The organism is Hydrogenophaga sp., assembly GCF_028698005.1.
GTDB lineage: Bacteria > Pseudomonadota > Gammaproteobacteria > Burkholderiales > Burkholderiaceae_C > Hydrogenophaga.
The window spans coordinates 1-20,682 of the sequence record NZ_JAQVEJ010000010.1 but is presented as its reverse complement, the minus strand read 5'-3'; the positions used below and the strand labels follow the sequence as shown (position 1 = coordinate 20,682).

Below are 20,682 nucleotides of genomic sequence, written 5' to 3'. Positions count from 1 at the left end.
CAAACGTAAAATCCCGTCTGATTAGACCAAATTCTGTTCAGAAAGAAGGGCACCATCGTGGCTGGACACAGCAAATGGGCAAATATTCAACACCGCAAGGGCCGTCAGGACGAGAAGCGCGGCCGCGTCTGGACGCGCATCATCCGTGAGATCATGGTGGCGGCCCGGCAGGGCGGGGGCGACATCAACGCCAATCCGCGCCTGCGCCTGGCCGTCGACAAGGCCAAGGCGGCCAACATGCCGGCCGACAACATCAAACGCAACATCGACAAGGCCACCGGCAACCTCGACGGCGTGAGCTACGAGGAAATTCGCTACGAGGGCTACGGTATCGGTGGGGCAGCGATCATCGTCGACACCATGACGGACAACCGCGTGCGTACCGTGGCCGAGGTTCGCCATGCATTCAGCAAGCACGGTGGCAACCTGGGTACCGACGGCTCGGTGGCCTTCCAGTTCAAGCACTGCGGGCAGTTGATCTTCGCGCCGGGCACGAGCGAGGACCAGGTGATGGAAGTCGCCCTGGAGGCCGGCGCCGAGGACGTGATCACGGGCGACGACGGCTCCATCGAGGTGCTGAGCGCGCCGGGCGATTTCGAGGCGGTGAAAAACGCACTGGAGGCGGCCGGTCTGAAGGCCGAGGTGGCCGAGGTGACGATGCGCCCCGAGAACACCATCGAACTGACGGGCGAGGACGCCGAGCGCATGCAGAAGCTCCTTGACGCCCTTGAAGACCTGGACGACGTCCAGGACGTTTTCCATAACGCAGAAATCGACGCATGAAAGTCCTGGTGATCGGCGGCGGTGGCCGCGAGCATGCCCTGGCGTGGAAGCTCAAGCAGTCCGAGGGCGTGAGCCAGGTCTATGTGGCACCGGGCAACGCGGGCACGGCCCGCGACACGCAACTGGTGAACGTGGCCATCGGCGACAAGGTGGCGCTGCGCGAGTGGGTGCAGGCCAACGGCATCGGCCTGACGGTGGTCGGGCCCGAGGCGCCACTGGCCGCCGGCGTGGTGGACGAGTTCCGCGCGCATGGCCTGGCCATTTTCGGTCCGACGCAGAGGGCGGCCCAGCTCGAAAGCTCCAAGGCCTTCTCCAAGGCCTTCATGGAGCGCCATGGCGTGCCCACGGCCGAGTACCAGACCTTCAGCGATGCCGACCAGGCGCATGCCTACGTCGATGCCAAGGGTGCCCCGATCGTGGTCAAGGCCGATGGCCTGGCTGCGGGCAAGGGGGTGGTGGTCGCCATGACCGCCGCCGAGGCGCATGAGGCGATCGACTTCATGCTGCTGGACAACAAGCTTGGCGTGGCCCACAACGAGGGCGGCGCGCGCGTGGTGATCGAGGAGTTCCTCGAAGGCGAGGAGGCCAGCTTCATCGTGCTGTGCGACGGCGAGCATGCGCTGGCGCTGGCCACCAGCCAGGACCACAAGCGCCTGCTGGATGCCGACCAGGGGCCGAACACCGGGGGCATGGGCGCCTATTCGCCCGCGCCCGTGGTGACGCCAGCCATCCATCAGCGCGCGATGGAGGAGGTGATCCTGCCGACGCTGCGCGGCATGAAGGCCGACGGTGTGCCCTACACCGGTTTCCTGTACGCCGGCCTGATGATCACGCCCGATGGGCGTGTCAAGACGCTGGAGTTCAACTGCCGCATGGGCGATCCGGAGACGCAGCCGATCATGATGCGTCTGCGCTCCAACCTGGCACAGGTGCTGCTGGCCGCCACGCGCGGCGAGCTGGACCGGGTGACGCTGGACTGGGACCCGCGCGTGGCACTGGGCGTGGTGCTGGCGGCGGAAGGCTATCCGCTGCAGCCACGCAAGGGTGATGTGATCACCGGCTTGCCGGCCGACAGCAGCGATGCCATGGTGTTCCACGCCGGCACGGCCGACCAGAACGGGCAGATCGTCACCGCCGGTGGCCGCGTGCTGTGCGTGACCGCCCTGGGCGATGACGTGCGTCAGGCCCGGGAAAAGGCCTACACGCTCGCCGAAGGCATCCGCTTCGACGGCATGCAATACCGTCGTGACATCGGCTACCGGGCCCTCTGAACGGGCCAGACAGCATGAACGTTTCCATCAGCGCCGTCCGCGAATACCTCGTCGATCTGCAGCAAAGGATCACCTCAACGGTCGCGCTGGTCGATGGCGGCCAGTTCGTGGTCGACAAGTGGCTCAAACCCAGGGGTGAGCGCCTGCAAGGACGGGGCATCACCCAGATCCTCGAAGATGGGGCGGTCTTCGAGCGCGCAGGCTGTGGCTTCTCCCATGTGCGTGGGCCGGCATTGCCACCGTCGGCCACGCAGCACCGGCCCGAGCTGGCCGGCGCACCGTTCGAAGCCATGGGCGTATCCCTGGTTTTCCACCCGCGCAACCCCTACGTACCCACGGTGCACATGAACGTGCGCATGATCGCCGCCAAGCCTGCTGGCAAGGAGCCGGTGTGCTGGTTCGGCGGCGGCATGGACCTGACACCCTACTACGGTTTCGAAGAGGACTGCATCCACTTCCACCGCACCTGCAAGAACGCGCTGGACCCGTTCGGCATCGACAAGTACCCCCGCTTCAAGCAGTGGTGCGACGAGTATTTCTACCTCAAGCACCGCGACGAGCAGCGCGGCATTGGTGGCGTGTTCTACGACGACTTTTCGGAGCTGGGGTTCGATGGCAGCTTCGCGATGACGACATCGGTCGGCGACGCCTTTCTGGATGCCTACCTGCCCATCGTCGATCGCCGCAAGAACACGCCCTATGGCGAGCGCGAACGCAGCTTCCAGCTGTACCGGCGCGGCCGTTATGTCGAATTCAATCTGGTCTGGGACCGGGGTACGCATTTCGGGCTGCAATCGGGTGGCCGTACCGAGTCCATCCTGTTGTCCATGCCGCCCTTGGTCAGTTGGGCTTACGGCCGCAAGACCCGCAAGGGCGCACCGGAGGACGAGCTGTACCGGAAGTTCCTGGTGCGGCGGGAATGGGTGTGATGCCGGTGCACCCGCGCATTGGCCTGTACGGTGGCGCTTTCGACCCCCCACACGTGGCACACCATGCGGTCGCCCAGGCCGCCCTGGGCCAACTGGGCCTGGATCTGCTGCTGATCATCCCCACCGGGCAAGCCTGGCACAAGTCCCGGCCACTGACCAGCGCCGAGCACCGCCTGGCGATGGCGCGCCTGGCATTTGCCGATCTGCCGCGCACCCGCGTTGATGAGCGCGAACTGCACCGCACCGGACCGACCTACACCATCGACACCCTGGCCGAGGTGGCGGCCGAACACCCTGATGCCGAGCTGTTCCTGATCGTCGGGGCCGACCAGTTGCAGCAATTCCCGACCTGGCACCGCTGGCAGGACATTCTGTCCCGGGCCACGCTGGCCGTGGCCAACCGGGCCGAGCACATCGGGACCGACGCCTTGTCGCCGGCACACCGACCGTCCAACCTGTCGGCGGTGGAGATCCCCTTCGTCACACTGGCCATGGCGCCCCTCAATGTCAGCGCCACGGCCCTGCGCCGCCACATGCAGCAGGACTGGCTTGATGGTGTGCTGGATGACGTGCCACTGGTCTCACCTGCGGTGGCAGGCTATATTTCGACCCACAACCTCTACCAGAACCATTCATGACCAGCGAATCCACCGCCAAGAAGGATATCCAGAAACTGCAACGCGCCATTGTCGAGGGGCTGGAGGACGTCAAAGGGCAGGATATCGTGGTGTTCAACACGGCCGATCTGTCGCCTCTGTTCGAGCGCGTCATCATTGCCAGTGGCACCTCGAATCGCCAGACCAAAGCACTGGCCAACAGCGTGCGCGACGCCGTGCGGGAGGCCGGTTTCGACAAACCCCGCATTGAAGGCGAAGACAACGGCGAGTGGATCATCATCGACTGCGGCGCTGCCGTGGCGCACGTGATGCAGCCTGTCATCCGCCAGTACTACCGCCTGGAGGAGATCTGGGGTGCCAAGCCGGTGCGCCTGAAATCGGGCGAGGCCAAGGCGGTGGCCCGCAAGACCGCCGGCGCCAAGACCACGCGCGCGGCTGCCGGCGCCAAGGATGCCGCGAGCGCCGAGGTGCCTGCCAAGCCCGCACGCAAGGTGGCGCGCAAGACCGCCACGCCGGCGACACCTCCTGCCGCCAAGAAAAGCGCCACCTCCAAGCCGGCACCGCGCAAGAGCGCGGCGGCAGCGGCCGGCGCCGGCAAGACTGCGCCCGCCAAGCGCAAGGCCGCATTGCCCAAGGTGGTGGTCAATGCCCCCAAGCCGGCGCGCAAAACCGCATCCCCGACGGCGGCGGCCAAGGCGCCCGCCAGGAAGCCCGCTGCCAAGAAGAAGGCATGAAGCTGGTGATCGTCGCGGTCGGGCAGCGCGTGCCCGACTGGGCCCAGACGGCCTACGACGACTACGCCAAGCGCTTCCCGCCGGAACTGCGGGTCGAACTCAAAACCGTCAAGACCGAGCCACGGGGCTCGCGCACGGTCGATGCCGTGATGGCGGCCGAGCGCGATCGCATTCAGGCCGCCTTGCCCAAGGGGTGCCGTGTGGTGGTGCTCGACGAGCGTGGTACGGCGCTGACCACCAAAGCACTGGCACAGCAACTGCAGCAGTGGCAGCTTGACGGTGATGACGTGGCCCTGGTGATCGGTGGCCCGGACGGGCTGGACCCTGGCTTTCGCGCCCAGGCCCACCAGCGCATCCGCCTGTCGGACCTGACCCTGCCCCATGCGATGGTGCGGGTCCTGCTGATCGAGCAGTTGTACCGGGCCTGGTCGGTCAATGCCAAGCACCCCTATCACCGCGAATGAGGCCAGGCGCTGGCCGGACAATTCCCAGGATCACGATGGCTGATTTCATATACCTGGCTTCGCAAAGCCCGAGGCGGCGGCAACTGCTGACCCAATGGGGAGTGCGTTGCGAACTGCTTCTGCCCGGGGCGGACGAGGACGTCGAGTCGCTGGAGGCCGTGCGGCCTGGCGAAACGCCGGCGGCCTATGTGCAGCGGGTCACCCGCCTGAAGCTGCAGGCATCCCTGCAGCGCATGCGCGACCGGCGCCTGCCACCATCGCCGGTGCTGTGTGCCGATACCACCGTGGCGCTGGGCCGGCGTATCCTGGGCAAGCCGCTGGACGAGGCGGATGCGCGGCGGATGCTGGCCTCCCTGTCGGAGCGGCGCCACCGGGTGCTGACGGCGGTGGCCATCGGCGTGCCCGGCACGCGCCAGGACCGCTGCCTGGAGGCGCTGTCGGTGTCCTGGGTCGAGTTTGCACCGATGAGCGCCGCCGAGATCCGTGCCTATGTGGCCAGTGGCGAGCCCCTGGGCAAGGCCGGGTCCTATGCCATCCAGGGCAGGGCAGCGATGTGGGTGCGGCACATGAGCGGCAGCTACTCGGGCATCATGGGGCTGCCCGCCCATGAGACGGCCCAACTGCTGCGGCAGGCCCGCGTGCGCCTGGGCTGAGCGATCGGAACCCTATCCAGAGAATCTATGAGCCAGGACATTTTGATCAACTGGGCACCGCAGGAAACGCGGGTCGCCATCGTCGAGCAGGGCGCGGTGCAGGAAGTGCACATCGAGCGCACGCTCGAGCGTGGCCTGGTCGGCAACATTTATCTGGGCAAGGTCTCGCGGGTGCTGCCCGGCATGCAATCCGCCTTCATCGATATCGGCCTGGACCGTGCCGCCTTCCTGCATGTCGCCGACCTCATGCCGAACATCACGGCCAAGCATGCCGCGCCGCGCGAACGCGTGACGGCGGCGACGGCTGCCGCCACCAACGGCGCCGCCAGCAAGGTCCTCCAGCCCGATCCGGTGCTGCCGATCGAGCGCCAGATCTTTGAGGGACAGGCACTGATGGTGCAGGTGCTCAAGGACCCGATCGGTACCAAGGGTGCGCGGCTGACAGCGCAGATCAGCATCGCCGGGCGTCTGCTGGTGTACCTGCCGCAGGATGACCACATCGGTGTCAGCCAGAAGATTCCACCGGCCCAGCGCGAAGCCTTGCGCCAGCGTGTGATGCAATTGACCGCGGCGCAGGGTGACGGCACTACCGCCGGTGGTTTCATTCTGCGCACCAACGCCGAGGACGCGAGCGACGAGGAATTGCGCGAGGACATTGCCTACCTGCGCAAGACCTGGCAGCGCATCCGCGACGCCGCCACGCGCCTGCCCCCGCCCTCGCTGCTGCACGAAGACCTGACCCTCATGCAGCGCGTGCTGCGGGACCTGGCCAGCACGCAAACACAGTCGATCAAGATCGATTCGCGCGAGCAATACGGCCAGCTCAGGCAGTTTGCCGCCGAGTTCATGCCCGACACGCTGCCCAAGCTGCAACACTACAGTGGCGAGCGCCCGATCTTCGATCTGTTCGGTGTCGACGAGGAGATCACCAAGGCGCTGGGGCGGCGGGTGGAGCTCAAGTCGGGGGGCTACCTGGTCATCGACCAGACCGAGGCGCTGACCACCGTCGATGTCAACACGGGCGGCTTTGTCGGGGCACGCAATTTTGATGACACGGTGTTCCGCACCAACCTTGAAGCGGCGCAGGCCATTGCCCGGCAATTGCGGTTGCGCAACCTGGGCGGCATCGTCATCGTCGACTTCATCGACATGGTGCCCGAGGATCACCGCGAAGCGGTGCTGATGGAGTTTCGCAAGCAACTGGCGCGCGACCGGGTCAAGACCATGATCGGCGGGTTCTCGCAACTGGGCCTGGTCGAGATGACCCGCAAGCGCACCCGCGAGTCGCTGGCGCAGATGCTCAGCGAACCCTGCAGCGCCTGCGCAGGCAGGGGGACCGTGAAGACCGCGCGCAGCGTCTGCTACGACATCCTGCGCGAGATCCTGCGCGAGGCCCGAGCCTTCAACCCCCGGGAGTTCCGCGTGGTCGCATCACCCCAGGTGGTCGAGCTGTTTCTCGATGAGGAAAGCCAGCACCTGGCCGGTCTGTCCGACTTCATCGGCAAACCGATCTCGCTGCAGTCCGAAGCGTCCATGACCCAGGAACAGTACGACATCGTGCTGCTCTGATCGGCCTCACTGCCGTGCGTGCGCCCGCGCACGGCTCTTACCGTTTGTCACATCCCGTGCGCGGCGTTTGCCGCTACGGTGTCGACAGTCTGATGCATGCAGCCCACAGCGGTGTGCAGTGACCGGCACTTCGGGCAATCTGTAGGACTTCTCTGGCAGACAGCACGCCGCAGCACAGGCACAGTGCATCCATCCCATTGTTTTGTTCATTGCGAAGGAAAGCCATGAGAACGTTTCGATTCACCCCGATCGCCCTTGTCGCCGGCAGCCTGATGTCGGCTGCGGCCTGGGCCGCACCGACCACGGATGCCACCGGCAACACCGGCTATGACACGGCCGCCGAATGCGATGCGGCGGTGCTGGCCGGCCAGGCCCGCTTCTACCAGCCGGTCACCCGCATGCCCACGCGCCTGCAAAAGGGCGAAAAAAGCGTGAAGACCGTCAAGCTGGCCGATCTGGGCCCCGAGTACGCCAACGGTGCCTGCGACCTCGGCGTCGGCCGCCAGAATGGCCGCAACGGCGTCTCCAAGGTGCTGCAGGGCAAGTACGTGCCGTTTGCCCCCGATATGGACGTGAACGTGTACGCGGATGCCACCGGCAAGCCGGTGCGCGCCAGCATGGCCCAGTGCGACAACCGCTTCGCGGGTGCCTTCCCGCGGCCGGTGCCGGTGCCTGCTCCGGTGGCTGCCGCCCCGGCGCCCGCACCCGCACCCGCTCCCGCGCCTGTCGTGGTTGCGCCCGCACCGGCACCGGTGCCGGTGGCCGCGCCTGCGCCAGCACCCGAGCCCAGGAAAGTGGCGGGGCCGTATGTGTTCGGCACACTGGGCGCGGTCAATGACAGCGTCGTCTACCATGGCGCCGACGCGTCCACCAGCGTGGGCAACACCGACCGCCAGATCGGCACGCAGTTCGGGGCCGGCTATCAGTTCAACGAACTGCTCGGTGCCGAGGTGTTCTTCCAGGGCGGCAAGGATCATCAGTACGGCGCCGTGGACGGCTCGCGCACCTTTGACGTCGGCGCGCAGGCGCTGGGCGCACGCGTCACCCTGGGTGGCCAGGTGACCGACAAGCTGCGCCTGTTCGGCAAGCTGGGCGCCGCCCGCGTCAAGCACGACAGCTTCGGCGGCGGCAGCGACGCCAAGACCCGTGGCGTGTATGGCGTTGGCGCCACCTACTCGCTCACCGACAAGCTGTCGCTGCGTTTCGATGCCGATCACTTCCCGCGGGAAGGCCGCAGCAACAACCCGCGCTGGGGCAACGTCGATTATTTCGGTGCCGGCGTCCAGTACAACTTCTGATCCGGCTCCGGGTCAGTACCAGGGCTCCCGCGGGAGCCTTTTTTTGTTGCATGGCAGACCGGCGACCGGCGGCCGGTGTCAGTCGATCGGAATGTCGGTGCTGGCCACCGGGCTGGCCGGACCGAACCCTTGCGCATGCAGCCGCGCATACATCCCGCCCAGGCGCAGCAACTGCTGGTGCGTACCCTGTTCGATCAGCTGGCCGTCGGCCAGCACCACCACCCGGTCGGCGTGCTCGATGGTGGACAGGCGATGCGCGATCACCAGGGTGGTGCGGCCTGCCATCAGGCGCGACAGGGCATCCTGCACCAGGCGCTCGGATTCGTTGTCCAGTGCCGAGGTCGCCTCGTCGAGAATCAGGATGGGCGCGTCCTTGTAGATCGCGCGGGCGATGGCCAGGCGCTGGCGCTGGCCGCCGGACAACTCGGTGGCGTTGTGCCCGACACCGGTGTGGATACCCTCGGGCAGGCGCTCCACGAGCTCGCCGAGGTTGGCCGATTGCAGGGCCGCCAGGACACGCTGCTCGTCGATGCCTTCGGCATCGGCGTACCCCAGCGCCACGTTGGCCGCCAGGGAGTCGTTGAGCATGACCACATCCTGGCTGACCATGGCGAACTGGCGCCGCAGGGCCATCAGATCCCAGTCGGGCAGGGCCACTCCATCGAGCAGGATGCGCCCCTGGCTCGGTTCGAGAAAACGCGGCAGCAGGTTGACCAGCGTCGTCTTGCCCGACCCCGAGGGCCCGACCAGGGCCAGCACCTCGCCGGCACGCACATCCAGCGTGACACCGCGCAGGGCGGGGCGCGCGTCGACTTCACCTTCGCGCCTCGGGTATCGGACCCAGACATCCTGCAGCGACAGCTCGCCTTTGACCTGCGTTGGCGCGTGGTGGCCACCCGTCTGTTCGGGCGTGCCCTCGATCAGCTCCAGGCCACGCTCCAGCGCGGCCAGACCGCGGGTGATGGGCCCGGCGATCTCGGCCAGGTGGCGCACCGGGGCGATCAGCATCAGCATGGCGGTGACGAAGGCCACGAAATTGCCCACCGTCACGCCCGAGGTGCTGCTTTGCCAGAGCGCGATGGCGATCACGGCCGACAGCGCAGCGGCGGCCAGCAACTGCGTCAGGGGCGTCATGGCCGCCTGGGCGATGGTTGACTTCAGTGCCAGCCGGCGCAACACCACGCTCAGCCGCTCGAAGCGGCCGCCTTGCTGGGCCTGGGCGCCGTGCAGCCGGATCATCCGGTGTGCCAGCGCGTTCTCCTCCACCACGTAGGCCAGCTCGTCGGTGGCCTGCTGGCTGGCCCGTGTGAGTTTGTACAGGCGGCGCGAGAGCACCTTCATGATCACCACCAGTCCCGGGAACAGCAGCAGCACGATCAGTGTCAGCTTCCAGTTCAGGTACATCAGGTAGCCCATCAATGCCACCAAGGTCAGGCTGTCCTTGGCCAGGGTGAGCAGGGCATTGACCAGGGTGGTCGATCCGTTCTGGACTTCGTAGACGAGGGTGTTGGACAGCTTGCTGGCGCTCTGGCGCGCGAACAGGCCCGGCTCGGCCACGTTGAGCCGGACGAACATGGCCCGCCGCAGGTTGAGCAGACCCAGGCTGGCGGTGTAGGACAGCGCATACTGCGCCACGAAACCCGCCATCCCGCGCAGGCCGAACAGGCCCAGCAGGGCGACAGGCACCATCCACAGATCGATGCGGCCTTCGGTGAAGCCGCGGTCGAGCAGGGTTTTGAGCAGGGCCGGGATCATCGGCTCGCTGACGGCGCCGATCACGGTGCCGATCACGGCCAGCGCGATGCCGCTGCGGGCCTGCCGGAAATAGGGCCAGAACCGCCGCAGACGCTGAAGGATGGAAAGGGACTCGGGCGGCTTATCGGACATGTGCGAAGTGGGCGGGAGGACTGCAGGCGCCAATGGCCTCCAAGGCGATCACATCTTGTGACGGACAGCCTTGCGTCATCCGGTATTATCCAATGCGATGCATCGCATGGAACTTTGAGTGAAATTCATCCACCAAGGTCCAATAACCCCAACGCCTCGCATGCACGATAACCACCGCCTTGCATTTCGCTTTTCGCGCCGCACCTGGCTGGGCCAGGCCGCAGCTTCCGCGGCTGTAGCCGCCGTCCCGTTCACCCCGGCCTGGGCACAATTCCGCGTCGAAGTGGCGGGCGCCGGGGCCACGCAGATCCCCTTTTCCATTGCACCGTTTCGCGACAACGGGCTGGTGACGCAGGACATGGCGGCCATCATTCGCGCCGACCTGGAGCGCTCTGGCCAGTTCCGCTTCGTGCCGCCGCTGGGTTACCACCTCGATGAGTCGTCCCGCCCCGATCTGGCGCCCTGGCGGAGCAAGGGCACCGACTCCCTGCTGACCGGGAGCGTGTCGCGGCTGGCCGATGGCCGTTTCGACGTCCGTTTCCGCCTCTGGGACGCGGTCCGTGGTCAGGACCTGGGGGCCATGAGCTATCCGGTCACCACGCGCGATCTGCGCCAGGCCGCACACCGGATCGCCGACTTCATGTACGAGAAGCTCACCGGTGACAAGGGGGTGTTCTCGACCCGCATCGCCTATGTGTCCAAACAGGGCAACACGCATCGCCTGTGGGTGGCCGATGCCGATGGCGAGGTCGCGCAGGAAGTGTTCCGCAGCAACCAGCCCCTGATCTCGCCCTCGTGGTCGCCGGCCGGCAACGAGTTGATGTACGTCTCGTTCGAGTCCCGCAAGCCGGTCATCTACTCGCACGACATCTTCACGGCCCGCCGCCGCTTGCTGGCCAACTTCCGCGGCTCCAACAGTGCGCCATCGTGGTCGCCCGACGGACGCCGCATGGTCGCTGCATTGTCCATTTCCGGCAACGCCCAGGTCTATGCGCTGAACCTCGACGGAACGGCCCCGCGCCGGCTCACGCAGTCGGGCGGCATCGACACCGAGCCCGTGTTCAGCGCCGACGGCCGCAGCATCTACTTCGTCAGCGACCGCGGCGGCTCGCCGCAGATTTACCGCATGGATGCCAATGGCGGGGGCGCGCAGCGGATCACCTTCAACGGCAACTACAACATATCGCCGGCACCCAGCCCGGATGGCAAATGGCTGGCCTTCATCTCCCGCCTCGGTGGCGCGTTCCGACTGCATGTCATGGACCTGGCGTCGGGCAACACCACGGCACTGACCGAGACGTCGGCTGACGAGAGCCCGAGCTTCGCGCCCAACAGCCGCCTCATCATCTACGCCACGCGCGACCGCGGGGAGGCCCTGATGACCACCACGCTGGACGGCCGTGTCAAAACCCGGCTGGCCAGCGTGCAGGGCGAAATCCGCGAGCCCGACTGGGGGCCTTTCCTGAAATGAACCTGACCGCGCCGGCCCCGTGCCGGCGCCACATGACACACGACCTTTCCTTCTTCCCCTCCTTCCCTAGCACTGCCATGACCACTCGAAGCATCGCCACGTCCCTGGCCACCCGACTCTCCCGTCCCCTTGTCCAGCGCACGGCTGCCGTGGCGTTGCTGATGGCACTGGCCGCCTGCGGCTCCAGCGTCAAGCTCGACGAGGCGCCTGTCGAGGACCGCTCGGCAGCCACGGCCAGCACCGGCACCGACCAGGGCGGCACCGCCATGGACCAGGGCAGCATGGACGGCGTCAACGTGCCGGGCATCGACACCCCTCAGCCTGCCGGTCTGGAGCGCCTGGTGTATTTCGACTTCGACAGCTTCGATGTGCGCTCGGACGCCACCCCCATTCTGGAGGCCAATGCGCGCTACCTCCGGGCCAACCCCAACCGCAAGGTCAACCTCGAGGGTCACACCGACGAGCGTGGCGGCCGCGAATACAACCTGGCACTGGGTCAGAAGCGTGCCGAATCCGTCCGCCGGGCCCTGTCCCTGATGGGCATCCCCGACAGCCAGATGGAGCCCGTCAGCTTTGGTGAAGAGAAGCCCGCCGCGGTGGGCTTCGACGAAGGTTCGTACGCCCAGAACCGCCGCGTTGAACTGGTTTACCGCTGATGATGATGGCCGGGACTGCACGGAATCCGGGGCGGCGATCAGGGTGGGCAGCCCTGGCGTTGCTGGCGGCGGCGTGGTGGCCGCTGCAGGCGCATGCGCTGTTCAACGACGACGAAGCCCGCAAGGCCATCATTGATCTGCGCCAGCGCTTCGAGGCCTACAAGGCGACCTCCGACCTTGCGCTCAAGGAACTCCGGGAGAGTTCGGCACACCAGCGTGGCCTGATCGAGCTGGCCAGCCAGATCGAGCAGTTGCGCGCGGAAGTCGCCCAGTTGCGGGGCCAGAATGAAGAGTTGGCCCGCCACGTGTCCGAGCTGCAACGGCAGCAAAAGGATGCCCAGCAGGGCGTGGAGGAGCGCCTGCGCGAGATGGAGCCGGCGCTGGTGACCTTCGACGGGCAGTCCTTCAAGGCCTTGCCCGCTGAAAAGCGCGATTACGAATCGGCGCTGGAAGCCATGCGGGCAGCCGACTTTCCGCAGGCGGAAACCGCCTTTCAGAACTTTTTGCGGCAGTACCCCGACAGTGGTTTCCGGCCTTCGGTGCTCTACTGGCTGGGCAACGCCCAATACGCCAACCGCAAATACCGCGAGACCGTCGGCACCCACCGGCAGCTGATCAACAACCATCCGTCGCACCCGCGCGTTCCCGAGGCCATGCTGGCCGTGGCCAACAGCCTGGTGGAGCTCAAGGAGGTGAAGGCGGCCCGGCAAACGCTGAGTGATCTGATCAAGGCCCATCCGGCATCGGAAGCGGCCGCGGTCGCCAAGGAGCGGCTGGCGAAGCTGCGCTGAGCCAGGCTGGACGGGGACGGTCGAGGAGGCCGACCCACCGGCGAACGCCGGTGGCGCTCACCTTCTACAATCACGCCCCATGGAAATCGCCGAACTGCACTCCCTGCAAAACACCGTGCTCTGGGCCGCCTTCGCGGTGGCCGCCGTATTTGGCTTCATTGCCCAGCGCACCCACTTTTGCACCATGGGTGCCATCAGCGATGTCGTGAACATGGGCTCGTGGGTGCGCATGCGCATGTGGGGCATGGCGGTCGGCGTGGCCATGATCGGCTTTCACCTCATGGCCTGGGCGGGCTGGATCGATCCGGCGATGACCATCTACGCCTCCGGGCGCATCATCTGGCTGTCGGCGCTCACGGGTGGGGCGCTGTTCGGCTTCGGCATGGTGCTGGCCTCGGGCTGCGGCAGCAAGACGCTGGTGCGCATCGGCGGCGGCAGTCTCAAGTCACTGGTGGTTTTCTTCGTGATGGGCTTGGCCGCCTTTGCGACCATGCGCGGTTTCATGGCGGTGGCCCGTGTCAACTCGGTCGACAAGGTGGCCTTTGATGTCGAAACCGGCGCATCCATCCCCGTGGCGCTGGCTGCGTCGGTCGGGCTGTCCCCCGAGACGGCATCGCTGGTCATGGCGCTGGTGGTGGGGCTGGGCCTGATAGCCTGGGCCCTGGCCAGTGCCGACTTCCGTACCGGTCATGGTCTTCTGGCGGGCGTCGGCATTGGCGCGACGATTGCCGCGATGTGGTGGGTCAGTGGCAAACTGGGCTTTGTGCCTGAGCACCCCGAAACGCTGGAGTCGGTGTATCTCGCCACCAACTCGAGCCGCATGGAGGCGATGACATTCACGGCGCCGATGGCCTACACGCTCGACTGGCTGATCTACTTCAGCGATACGTCCAAGCGCCTGACCCTGGGCGTGGTGTCGGTCTTCGGCGTCGTGGCCGGTGCCTGGGTGCAGGCCATGCTGGCGCGCGAGTTCCGCTGGGAGGGCTTTCGCGGCACCCAGGATACCGCCTTGCACCTGGCCGGCGCCGCCTGCATGGGCATTGGCGGTGTCACCGCCATGGGCTGCACGGTGGGGCAGGGCCTGTCCGGCCTGTCAACCCTGGGCCTGACCAGCGTGATTGCTGTCGCGGGTATCGTGCTGGGGGCGCTTGGCGGTTTCCGCTTCCAGATGTGGCTGCTGGAGCGTGCCTGACATGGTTGCCCTGAGCGCGGCGGCCAGCGCCGATCCCGCGCGCCGGTTCGGTGGCCTGCAGCGCCTGTACGGGATCGAGCCGGCACAGCGCATCTTCGATGCTCACGTGGTGGTCGCCGGTATCGGGGGCGTGGGCTCGTGGACCGTGGAGGCGCTGGCGCGCAGCGGGGTGGGGCACCTGACCCTGATCGACATGGACCACATTGCCGAGTCCAACATCAATCGGCAGATTCATGCGCTCGACAGCACGCTGGGTGCGGCCAAGGTGGAGGCGATGCGCGCCCGGATCGCCCAGATCAACCACGATTGCCAGGTGCGCGTCATCGACGATTTCGTGACGCCCGACAACTGGCCGGCCCTGCTGGGCGACGGTGCGGCCCTGCCGTCCGCGCTGGTGGACGCGTGCGACCAGATCAGGGCCAAGACGGCCATGGCACATTGGGCCATGCGCTCGGGCGTGCCCTTCATCACGGTGGGTGCGGCCGGTGGCAAACGCCTGGCGCATGCGGTGGACCTGGCGGATCTGGCCGAGGTCACACACGATCCCTTGCTCGCCCAGTTGCGCTACCGCCTGCGCCGCCACCACGGTGCGGCCCGGTCAGGCCGCATCGGCGTGGGTTGCGTCTTCAGCCGCGAAGCGGTGGTACCCGCCGATGCCTCCTGCGTGGTCGAAGGCGGTGGTGACCACAGCCTCAATTGCCACGGCTATGGCTCGGCCGTGACGGTGACCGCCACCTTCGGCCTGTGTGCGGCCAGTTGGGTCATGAACCGGCTGGCGCAGGCTGGCGGCGGCCGCCGCTGACGCAGGCGCGCGTCGCCGCGGCCCGCGCTCAAGCCGCCGCGGTCTGCTGCGTCCACAGGGGAATTTCAAGGTACACGGTGCAGCCCTCATCGCGCTTGGCCACGCACTCGATGGTGCCGCCATGCTTTTGTGCGATGCGCTGCGAGATCGCCAGCCCTGTGCCCAGACCCGGGAAATCCATGGTGTGGTGTTGGCGCTGGAACAGCAGGTACAGATTGGGGGCCTGCGCGGCGTCAAAGCCCGCGCCATTGTCCTTGATGAAGATCACGCACCGCCCGGGAGAGCCTTCGCGCACGCCGACCTGGATGGTTGCACCCGCCGTTTTGGCGGTGAACTTCACCGCGTTATCGACCAGACGCGAGAACATTTCGCCCAGGAGGGCAGGATCACCTCTGACCTGCGGCATCTCCGGCTCGACCTCCCAGTGGATCAGCCGGTTGCTGTGCTGCGCCTTGAACTGACCGACGGTGGCCTTGATCAGTTGTCCGACATCCACCTTGGCAAAGGCGGGTGTCTCGCTGCCCAGCCGGGTGTATTCCAGCAGCGCATCGACCATGCCGCCCATTTTGGAGGCCAGACGATCGATGTCATCCACGTACCGGAGATCCGGGCTTGACGCGGCCACGACCTCCGACTCCTTGAGCAATTGGACGTAGCCCTTGATATGCCGCAACGGCGCGCGGAAATCATGCCCGACGAGATAGGAGAAGTTGTCGAAATCCTCGTTGATCCGGGACAGGAGTGCCGCCTGCTTTTGCACCTCGTCCTGTAGCGAGCGGCCCTGCGAGCGCAACATGCCCTCCAGCAGCCCGGACTCGGTCAGGTCGTGCACCACGCAGGAGAAAAGCCGGCGTTCATCGGCGCCGCAGGACAGCGGGGCGAAACTGCAATCGGCCCAGAAACGGCGATCGCCCGACCTGAGGCCCCAGGCGCTGACACGGGCCACGGTCTCGCTGTCCTCTTGCGGCAGGCGGCGAATGAGGTCGCCGTTCAAAGGGGTTGACCGCTCGCTGACGAACAACTCTTCGATGTTCCGGCCCAGGCAGGCGGCTTCGCTGCGATCAAAAAGGCGGGCGGCACCGGGAGGCCAGGCCACGATGGTGCCATCGGCGTCGACAACGAACTGGGCCCGGTCACGGGCCTCGAGCGCCAGGTGCGCGAGTTGTTCCGCCTGCTGCCGGCATTCCAGCGCCTTGCGCTGGTACTGTTCCTCCAGCTCCTGGTTGGCGACGAAGACCAGATCCTCGGTCATCTTCCGGTCGGTGATGTCGTTGTGCTCGGCGAAGAACCCCACGACATGGGCACCGTCAAAATCCGGCGTCAGCCGCACGGAAAAGAACTTGTGTTCACCGTTGTCGCCCTGGCGCTCGGCCTCAAACGACAGCGATTCACCGCTCAGAACCCGGGCGATTCTGGGCAGCAGATCTTTGAGCAGTGCCGGGGACAGGATGTCCTCGAGGTGCAGCCCGACGACACCCGCCGGCACGCGGCCATACCGGGCCGAGTGAGCCCGGTTGGAAAACCGGCAGACCAGGTCGGCGTCAAAATACGCCAGCGCGGACGGTGAGCGGTCAACCGTGCCCTGCAAAAACGCGATCTTTGCCTTCAGTTCCCGGATGGTGTCCATTTCCTCCGTGGCATCGATGATGGACACGTTGACGGTTGGCACCGGCGCCTGCAAGTCCACTTCGCCGGCCAGCAGCCTGGCGGTGATGAACGAACGCCCCTTCCCCCAGAGCCGGATGTGCAACGCAGCAGGCGGTATCCCGGCCAACGCGCTGGCGACAAACTTCCGCAGGCGCTGCACGCATTCTTCATCGTTGATCCTGGCCAGCTCCACAAACGAAACGCCGGCACCATCGGGCCCCACGCAGTCTTTGGCTTCGATATTCAGCCAGTCGAGCAAGGGTGCATTGATGGCAACGACGCGCAAAGAGGCATCGAGTTCGATGATGCCGCAGGCTGAATACCTGGCGAGCTTGTCCGCCGGCGTTTCCGGGACCAGGGTGTCTGATGGATTCATGAAGCCTCTGTGCAGCTGGTGAGGTGGCGTCGCGTGGTTCTTTGATGACGGATGTTCGCAGGTTTTCAGGGGTGCCGTGTGCCGTGGCCTTCATGGGCGGCACGCCAGCAGGTCACTGGCCGGTGTTCGCCCTGATTTTTTCCGCGGTTTCGAAGATGCCGGCCGCAATGCGGCCGCCAAGCGCCAGGGCAATATCGTCGGCCGGTACGTTGCCGGGGTTGTCCAGGCGCGCACAGTAATCCGCCAACGCCATGGCACCCACGGTGCGCGCCGACGATTTGAGCCGGTGCGCCGTGCTCATCAGTTTGTTCCAGTCCCGGTCGCGCAGGGCTTCGGCAATCGATACCGCTTCCCGGTTGAGCTGATTCGTGAATATGGTCAGCAGCTCCGCCGCCAGATCCTCGTCATCCTCGGCATATTGGGCAATGACATCGGGATCGTAGACAGGATGTATGCTGGTGTCGGTGGAAATTGCCATGGATTGCGCCGGGTCCGGAGTGGATGGCTCATGCGGCGCCCGGGGGGCACCGCCATGAGGGCCAGCGGGCCACGCACAGGAGGGGGAGGCGTCGCCGGCCGGTGTTTCTGGTTGTAAATATACCCCGCAGGCCCATTGTCCGAGCGGCCGTGGCCGCCGCGCCGATTCCTGCCGCAGGTGCGCAATAATTGAAGCTAGGCGGAACCGTGGCCGGCGGTCTTGAAACTGAATACGTTGTTGTTATGGGATTCTTGCGATCGATGACCTAATTAATGGCGTTGGATTCACCGACCATCTTCAACCATTTCATTGCCCATGCCGGTATTTCCATCGCCGAATGCCCTTCAAAAGCAGGCCAGATTGATCATGGCCGTGGTCTCCGGGCTGCTGATGGCCGGCCTGTTTGTGGGCGACCTGTTCACCCCGCTGGGGTTTGCCCACGGGGTTCTTTACGTGCCCGTGCTCGTGCTGGCCGCAACATTCGCGCCCCCCAGGGCGCTCGTGGTCTTGGGGGCCACGGCCGTGCTGCTCACGCTGCTGGGATGGATGTGGTCGCCACCGCCGCCGCCGGGCGTGGCGGCCAAGGTGTATGTCTCAAACCGGCTGATCTCGATGCTGGCCGTGGTCGTCACCACGGTCATCGCCTATTGGCTGGGCAAGACGCGTGCCGGCCTCGAAATGACCAGGAACACGGCGCAGACCATGTCGCGCCTGCTGGCCATGGCCTCGGAAGTGGGTCATCTGGGCGCCTGGCAATACAGCACCGGCACCCGGGCCTCCACCTGCTCCATCGAGGTCTTCCGGCTGCACGGCCTGTCCGTGGAGCACGACCACGCGCTGGAAGAAGTCCTGGCCTGCTACAGCGAGCAGGACCGGCAGCGCTTCAAGGAACAGTTGGAGGCCTGTGCCCGCACCCGGACCGGCTTCGAGGATGAGTTCCGGATCGCCAGCGGCTCCCGGGCCAGCCGATGGATCCGGGTGACCGCTCGTGCCGTCGTCCACGACGGCGGACGCGTCCGTGGCGTCGAAGGTACGTTCCAGGACATCAGCCGGCAAAAGGAGATCGAACTCGAACTGGCCAGGAGTCTGCAACGCTGGCAGAGCCTGGCGGAAACCCTCCCGGTGATCATCTGGACGGCCGATCAGGGCCGCCAGCTCACCTATACCAGCCGCTCCCTGGCCGACTACTCGGGCATCGCGGCGCAGGCGCTGCTGGGCGATGGCTGGACCGCGATCGTGCATCCCGATGACGTCACCCATGTCGCGACCGGCTGGGTTCCGTCCAGCGGTAGCGATGTCCGCTTCGAGTCCATGTTCAGGATCCGCCGCAAGGATGGCCAGTACCGGTGGCACCTGGCCCGGGTGACCCGGATGAAGCTTCAGGGTGACCCGGAAGACTCGTGGTACGGCACTGCCATGGACATCGATGCGCGCATCCGGCTGGAGCGTGACGTCAAGCAGGCTGCAAGGCGCTACGAGACCGTGCTGGAGAGCATGACCGACGCGATCTTTGCCATGGACAGGAACTGGCACGTCACCCTGATGAACTCGCACGCAGAAGTCCTGCTGGATCGCAAGAAGGAGGACCTCATCGGCAAGAACGTCTGGGAGGCGTTTCCGGAAGCGGTTGGCACCGCGTTCCAGCAGAACTACGAGCGGTGCATGCGCCACGCCGAAGTGGTCCGTTTCGAGGAGTGGTACGAGCCGCTGCAAAAGCACTTCGAGGTGAACGCCTACCCGTCAGCCGAAGGCATCTCGGTCTACTTTCGGGACATGACCGAGCAACGGGTGCTCAGGGATCAGCTCAACCAGTCCCAGAAGCTCGAATCGATCGGGCAGTTGACGGGCGGCATCGCCCATGACTTCAACAACCTGCTGACGGTGATCCGGGGCAATACGGGGCTGCTGCTGGACAGCACACACGACAGCGGCAACAAGCCACTGCTGCAATCGATCAGCGACGCGGCGGACAGAGGTGCCATCATGGTGCGCCGCTTGCTGGCCTTTGCCAGGAAGCAGGAACTCTCACCGGCCCCGGTGGACGTCAACCGCCTGGCGCAGGGCATGCACGGTTTGCTCCACAGGACACTGGGCGAGCACATCGAGATCACCCTGGCGCTGGACCCCGCTGTCCCGCCTGCCGTGGTGGACGAGGTGCAGCTCGAAAGCGCCTTGCTGAACCTCGCGATCAATGCCCGTGACGCGATGCCCGAGGGCGGGTGCCTGACGATTGCCACCTCCACCGTCACGCCCGATGCACCGCCGGTGCACCAGGGGAGCGGCACGCCGGCCACCTACGTCCAGATCGAGGTGGCGGATACCGGCAAGGGCATCTCGCCGCGCATGCTGTCCAAGGTGTTCGATCCGTTCTTCACGACCAAGCCCAAAGGGCAGGGCACCGGGCTGGGCCTGGCCATGGTGCATGGCTTCATCAAGCAGTCGGCCGGCCACATCGCGATCGACAGCGCGGAAAACCGGGGCACGAGCATCAAGATGCTCCTGCCCGTCGCCCGCCGGGAACCGGAGGCCGACGCCGTACCGGCGCCATCCGTGAACACGGCGGACCTCCCCATGGGCCAGGGCGAGCGGGTGCTGCTCGTCGAAGACGATGACCTGGTGCGCAGCTACGCGACCACGGTGCTGAAGAAACTCGGCTACGAGGTGGTGTCGGCCGCGGACGGGCGAGAGGCGCTCGAGCTGATCCGGTCGCAACCGGACATCGCGGTGTTGTTCACCGACGTGATCATGCCGGGCGGCATGACCGGCCCGGAACTCGCCGCCCAGGCCCGGGAGATCCGGCCGACACTGCCGGTGCTGTTTGCCTCCGGCTACACGGAAGACGCCATGACCCTGCACGATCACCGGTTTGCGGACGACCTGCTCCTGACCAAACCGTACAAGAAGGCCGATCTGGCACTCAAACTCCATCAGGCGATCCATCGGCGCTGAGCGCTTGCCTTGGGGCGGCGCCGCTCAGAACCGGAACCCCTCGCGCGCCATGAACAACTGGGCCGGCCGCTGCGGGCCGCGCTCGTACTCGTCGAGCTCGATCAGGTCGGGTGAG

General features: G+C 66.2%; 18 protein-coding genes. 15 read left to right on the top strand and 3 right to left on the bottom strand.

Annotated features, from left to right (window positions below):
* The first annotated feature begins 57 nt into the window (after nt 1-57).
* The 9 genes from PHQ87_RS02200 to PHQ87_RS02160 all read left to right on the top strand — a co-directional run bounded on the left by PHQ87_RS02200 (nt 58) and on the right by PHQ87_RS02160 (nt 8,318).
* Entirely contained in the window at nt 58-783 is a 726-nt protein-coding gene (locus tag PHQ87_RS02200) for a YebC/PmpR family DNA-binding transcriptional regulator (RefSeq protein ID WP_300230747.1), read from the top strand.
* Nucleotides 780-2,054: a phosphoribosylamine--glycine ligase gene (gene purD, locus PHQ87_RS02195; RefSeq protein ID WP_300230745.1), complete on the top strand. Its 1,275-nt coding sequence runs from the start codon at nt 780-782 to the stop codon at nt 2,052-2,054. Before PHQ87_RS02200 ends, purD begins: the two co-directional genes overlap by 4 nt.
* A 14-nt stretch (nt 2,055-2,068) precedes the next feature.
* The gene (gene hemF / locus PHQ87_RS02190; RefSeq protein ID WP_300230743.1) at nt 2,069-2,983 is read left to right on the top strand and encodes an oxygen-dependent coproporphyrinogen oxidase; all 915 of its coding nucleotides are present in this window, start codon (nt 2,069-2,071) and stop codon (nt 2,981-2,983) included.
* Nucleotides 2,983-3,621, top strand: a complete 639-nt coding sequence (nadD, locus tag PHQ87_RS02185) for a nicotinate (nicotinamide) nucleotide adenylyltransferase (protein ID WP_300230741.1) — start codon at nt 2,983-2,985, stop codon at nt 3,619-3,621. Before hemF ends, nadD begins: the two co-directional genes overlap by 1 nt.
* Nucleotides 3,618-4,334 (top strand): ribosome silencing factor, encoded by a 717-nt coding sequence (gene rsfS / locus PHQ87_RS02180; RefSeq protein ID WP_300230739.1) that lies wholly within the window; start codon nt 3,618-3,620, stop codon nt 4,332-4,334. The genes nadD and rsfS overlap by 4 nt, the downstream gene beginning before the upstream one ends.
* Complete coding sequence (gene rlmH, locus PHQ87_RS02175) at nt 4,331-4,798, top strand: 23S rRNA (pseudouridine(1915)-N(3))-methyltransferase RlmH (RefSeq protein WP_300230737.1); 468 nt, start codon at nt 4,331-4,333, stop codon at nt 4,796-4,798. The genes rsfS and rlmH overlap by 4 nt, the downstream gene beginning before the upstream one ends.
* A 35-nt stretch (nt 4,799-4,833) precedes the next feature.
* Nucleotides 4,834-5,451 carry a Maf family protein gene (locus PHQ87_RS02170; protein WP_300230735.1) on the top strand — a complete coding sequence of 206 codons (618 nt, stop codon included), beginning with the start codon at nt 4,834-4,836 and terminating at the stop codon, nt 5,449-5,451.
* Between the two features lie 27 nt (nt 5,452-5,478).
* Entirely contained in the window at nt 5,479-7,020 is a 1,542-nt protein-coding gene (rng, locus tag PHQ87_RS02165; protein ID WP_300230733.1) for a ribonuclease G, read from the top strand.
* Between the two features lie 224 nt (nt 7,021-7,244).
* Nucleotides 7,245-8,318, top strand: a complete 1,074-nt coding sequence (locus PHQ87_RS02160) for an outer membrane beta-barrel protein (protein WP_300230731.1) — start codon at nt 7,245-7,247, stop codon at nt 8,316-8,318.
* A 78-nt stretch (nt 8,319-8,396) separates the two neighbouring features.
* On the opposite strand, the gene msbA is transcribed toward PHQ87_RS02160, so the two are convergent.
* The gene (msbA, locus tag PHQ87_RS02155; RefSeq protein WP_300230729.1) at nt 8,397-10,205 is read right to left on the bottom strand and encodes a lipid A export permease/ATP-binding protein MsbA; all 1,809 of its coding nucleotides are present in this window, start codon (nt 10,203-10,205) and stop codon (nt 8,397-8,399) included.
* Between the two features lie 160 nt (nt 10,206-10,365).
* On the opposite strand from msbA, the gene tolB reads away from it, so the two are divergent.
* From tolB to PHQ87_RS02130, 5 genes are all read left to right on the top strand, one after another.
* The gene (gene tolB / locus PHQ87_RS02150; RefSeq protein ID WP_300230727.1) at nt 10,366-11,676 is read left to right on the top strand and encodes a Tol-Pal system beta propeller repeat protein TolB; all 1,311 of its coding nucleotides are present in this window, start codon (nt 10,366-10,368) and stop codon (nt 11,674-11,676) included.
* A 77-nt stretch (nt 11,677-11,753) separates the two neighbouring features.
* Nucleotides 11,754-12,332, top strand: coding sequence for a peptidoglycan-associated lipoprotein Pal (pal, locus tag PHQ87_RS02145; protein ID WP_300230725.1), 579 nt, complete (start codon nt 11,754-11,756; stop codon nt 12,330-12,332).
* Nucleotides 12,333-12,337: 5 nt separating this feature from the next.
* Nucleotides 12,338-13,123: a tol-pal system protein YbgF gene (gene ybgF, locus PHQ87_RS02140; RefSeq protein WP_300230723.1), complete on the top strand. Its 786-nt coding sequence runs from the start codon at nt 12,338-12,340 to the stop codon at nt 13,121-13,123.
* 79 nt (nt 13,124-13,202) lie between these two features.
* On the top strand, nt 13,203-14,315 hold the full coding sequence (locus PHQ87_RS02135; RefSeq protein ID WP_300230721.1) for a YeeE/YedE family protein: 1,113 nt from the start codon (nt 13,203-13,205) through the stop codon (nt 14,313-14,315).
* Between the two features lies 1 nt (nt 14,316).
* A complete protein-coding gene (locus PHQ87_RS02130) occupies nt 14,317-15,117 on the top strand; it encodes a tRNA threonylcarbamoyladenosine dehydratase (protein WP_300230719.1) in 801 nt (266 codons plus the stop codon).
* Between the two features lie 28 nt (nt 15,118-15,145).
* Here the strand turns inward: PHQ87_RS02130 and PHQ87_RS02125 are convergent, their stop codons facing one another.
* Nucleotides 15,146-17,140, bottom strand: a complete 1,995-nt coding sequence (locus PHQ87_RS02125; RefSeq protein ID WP_300230717.1) for a PAS domain-containing protein — start codon at nt 17,138-17,140, stop codon at nt 15,146-15,148.
* Between the two features lie 112 nt (nt 17,141-17,252).
* Complete coding sequence (locus PHQ87_RS02120) at nt 17,253-17,618, bottom strand: Hpt domain-containing protein (protein ID WP_300230715.1); 366 nt, start codon at nt 17,616-17,618, stop codon at nt 17,253-17,255.
* A gap of 366 nt (nt 17,619-17,984) precedes the next feature.
* Here PHQ87_RS02120 and PHQ87_RS02115 point away from each other — a divergent pair, with 366 nt between their 5' ends.
* A complete protein-coding gene (locus tag PHQ87_RS02115) occupies nt 17,985-20,567 on the top strand; it encodes a PAS domain S-box protein (protein WP_300230713.1) in 2,583 nt (860 codons plus the stop codon).
* Nucleotides 20,568-20,682: the final 115 nt, after the last annotated feature.

What these genes read in the sequence shown, in the direction of transcription:
- PHQ87_RS02160 (WP_300230731.1), top strand. Translation starts at nt 7,245, where the DNA reads ATGAGAACGTTTCGATTCACCCCGATCGCCCTTGTCGCCGGCAGCCTG.
- PHQ87_RS02135 (WP_300230721.1), top strand. Translation starts at nt 13,203, where the DNA reads ATGGAAATCGCCGAACTGCACTCCCTGCAAAACACCGTGCTCTGGGCC.
- purD (WP_300230745.1), top strand. Translation starts at nt 780, where the DNA reads ATGAAAGTCCTGGTGATCGGCGGCGGTGGCCGCGAGCATGCCCTGGCG.
- hemF (WP_300230743.1), top strand. Translation starts at nt 2,069, where the DNA reads ATGAACGTTTCCATCAGCGCCGTCCGCGAATACCTCGTCGATCTGCAG.
- PHQ87_RS02125 (WP_300230717.1), bottom strand. Translation starts at nt 17,140, where the DNA reads ATGAATCCATCAGACACCCTGGTCCCGGAAACGCCGGCGGACAAGCTC.
- PHQ87_RS02170 (WP_300230735.1), top strand. Translation starts at nt 4,834, where the DNA reads ATGGCTGATTTCATATACCTGGCTTCGCAAAGCCCGAGGCGGCGGCAA.
- rng (WP_300230733.1), top strand. Translation starts at nt 5,479, where the DNA reads ATGAGCCAGGACATTTTGATCAACTGGGCACCGCAGGAAACGCGGGTC.
- pal (WP_300230725.1), top strand. Translation starts at nt 11,754, where the DNA reads ATGACCACTCGAAGCATCGCCACGTCCCTGGCCACCCGACTCTCCCGT.
- PHQ87_RS02115 (WP_300230713.1), top strand. Translation starts at nt 17,985, where the DNA reads ATGGCCGTGGTCTCCGGGCTGCTGATGGCCGGCCTGTTTGTGGGCGAC.
- rsfS (WP_300230739.1), top strand. Translation starts at nt 3,618, where the DNA reads ATGACCAGCGAATCCACCGCCAAGAAGGATATCCAGAAACTGCAACGC.
- nadD (WP_300230741.1), top strand. Translation starts at nt 2,983, where the DNA reads ATGCCGGTGCACCCGCGCATTGGCCTGTACGGTGGCGCTTTCGACCCC.
- msbA (WP_300230729.1), bottom strand. Translation starts at nt 10,205, where the DNA reads ATGTCCGATAAGCCGCCCGAGTCCCTTTCCATCCTTCAGCGTCTGCGG.
- rlmH (WP_300230737.1), top strand. Translation starts at nt 4,331, where the DNA reads ATGAAGCTGGTGATCGTCGCGGTCGGGCAGCGCGTGCCCGACTGGGCC.
- PHQ87_RS02130 (WP_300230719.1), top strand. Translation starts at nt 14,317, where the DNA reads ATGGTTGCCCTGAGCGCGGCGGCCAGCGCCGATCCCGCGCGCCGGTTC.
- tolB (WP_300230727.1), top strand. Translation starts at nt 10,366, where the DNA reads ATGCACGATAACCACCGCCTTGCATTTCGCTTTTCGCGCCGCACCTGG.
- ybgF (WP_300230723.1), top strand. Translation starts at nt 12,338, where the DNA reads ATGGCCGGGACTGCACGGAATCCGGGGCGGCGATCAGGGTGGGCAGCC.
- PHQ87_RS02120 (WP_300230715.1), bottom strand. Translation starts at nt 17,618, where the DNA reads ATGGCAATTTCCACCGACACCAGCATACATCCTGTCTACGATCCCGAT.